At 41.7% G+C, this 1,611-nt stretch carries 2 protein-coding genes and 1 tRNA gene; all 3 read right to left on the bottom strand.

Annotated elements, in window-relative coordinates; all coding sequences use genetic code 11:
- Positions 1-100: 100 nt before the first annotated feature.
- The 3 genes from VV869_RS20925 to VV869_RS20915 all read right to left on the bottom strand — a co-directional run bounded on the left by VV869_RS20925 (position 101) and on the right by VV869_RS20915 (position 1,462).
- Positions 101-421 (bottom strand): hypothetical protein, encoded by a 321-nt coding sequence (locus VV869_RS20925; RefSeq protein ID WP_337736878.1) that lies wholly within the window; start codon positions 419-421, stop codon positions 101-103.
- A gap of 213 nt (positions 422-634) precedes the next feature.
- A complete protein-coding gene (locus VV869_RS20920) occupies positions 635-1,096 on the bottom strand; it encodes a TonB-dependent receptor plug domain-containing protein (RefSeq protein ID WP_337736877.1) in 462 nt (153 codons plus the stop codon).
- 291 nt (positions 1,097-1,387) lie between these two features.
- A tRNA-Gly gene (locus VV869_RS20915) sits at positions 1,388-1,462 on the bottom strand.
- Between the last annotated feature and the right edge of the window lie 149 nt (positions 1,463-1,611).

Below are 1,611 nucleotides of genomic sequence, written 5' to 3'. Positions count from 1 at the left end.
GTTGTACTCTTTCCAGTTATCTGTTCGGTAAGTGCTTTTTCCCATGAGGGTGGCCTGTCAGTAAACGTCACAAGATCAGATCACTGACTGCAAGAAAAGTTCACGCCGATTTAGTCAACAAAGCCCCATTATCACGGTCTTCACCGTTCAAGCTTAATATTACATGCGTTCTTTCAGTGATATTCCACCTTAAATTACCGTTATATTGGTACACTTCTGATTCATCATAGTCTGAGCGGGAACCTGGATATTTATTTGTTAAGTACCCTGAACTTTCACGATATCGGCCGGCTATATTAAAACTCAAAACATCTTCTATTAATGCCTGGCCATATGAACCATAAATCATTCGACCATCATACTCGGCAGCTTCTGCAACTAATTTGCCTTCGGGCATACCATCTGGCTGACGGGTAATCACATTAATTACGCCCCCCAAACTACTCTGGCCATATAGGGTACTCTGTGAGCAGGGTGAGAGCACGTATGTTCACTTTTTGAACACCCGTAAATTCCCTCGGGCTGGTTGAGTAATTATTAGACACTTCATACATTTTACACCTGTGGAAAGTGGTTAAAAATCACTCTTTTTGTAGATCCCAACATGCCTTTCATGTGGAGGTTTTACAACTTGTTAACTCACGCTCTCACCCTGACTCTGTGAGCCTCTTAAGAATTCAACACGTTCAACGTTCAACAACCCTAAGTCCATACCATAAACAGAAGAATGTGGTACGCCATTAATGTAAACAGTAATAGGAGATTCTTGAGCAAACGCAGACGTCGCTAAACCACGATAGTTTGGCGACGAAAATACCCCATAGTTATTTGAAATTGCCACATTTGGCAGTGTCTTAATGAATGGTTCAAGGCTGTAAATTCTCTTTTTCTCAAGCTCTTCCCCCGTAGTCACCTGTACCGAAACAGGAATATCTCTAACGTTTTCTTCCGTTTTAGTTGCAGTTACAATCATGACTTCTAATCCATCATGATCTGAGGGTGAACGGTTTGGGGAGTTAATTTCCGCTGAAGCTAGTGCATTTGATGATAGAGCGAACACCACTGATGCGGCGAGCAGTTTCATACGAGTCTGCATGTGAGATCCTTTGAAAGGTTGTGATCCAAAACCCACAAACGATAACCATTATCATTAATGTCAAATATTAAAAAAAGGATTTTTTTCAGCAGAATACGGAGTTTCCATTTAACCCCTCTAAGCTAATGGAAGTCACAAATAAAATGCAATCATTTGTAAATCGATAAACATTAGCCGGAAAAAAGGGCTTAAGACTCCCTCTTCTAGTTTTGATATGAGTAAAAATTTACCGAATCTTACTAAGGTAAATTATAACGAAACCTAGGTGTGGGCTTTTCTTGAAAAAACTCTTGGAGCGGGCAGCGGGAATCGAACCCGCATCATCAGCTTGGAAGGCTGAGGTAATAGCCATTATACGATGCCCGCACAGGAGGTACTGTTCTGACAGCAACCGGGGTGCGTAACGCCATCATGTCAGACCCCACTTAAAAATAAAGTCTTGATTCAGCAGACATGACGGGGGTCACATTCGGCGTGTTCGAATGGATAAAAATTCATCAACCAAAGACCAACGC

Origin of the sequence: Photobacterium sp. MCCC 1A19761 (genome assembly GCF_037389125.1) — a bacterium.
In the GTDB taxonomy this organism is placed as follows: Bacteria; Pseudomonadota; Gammaproteobacteria; order Enterobacterales; family Vibrionaceae; genus Photobacterium.
The sequence above is the reverse complement of the archived record's forward strand: the minus strand, read 5'-3'. Positions and strand labels throughout refer to the sequence as shown.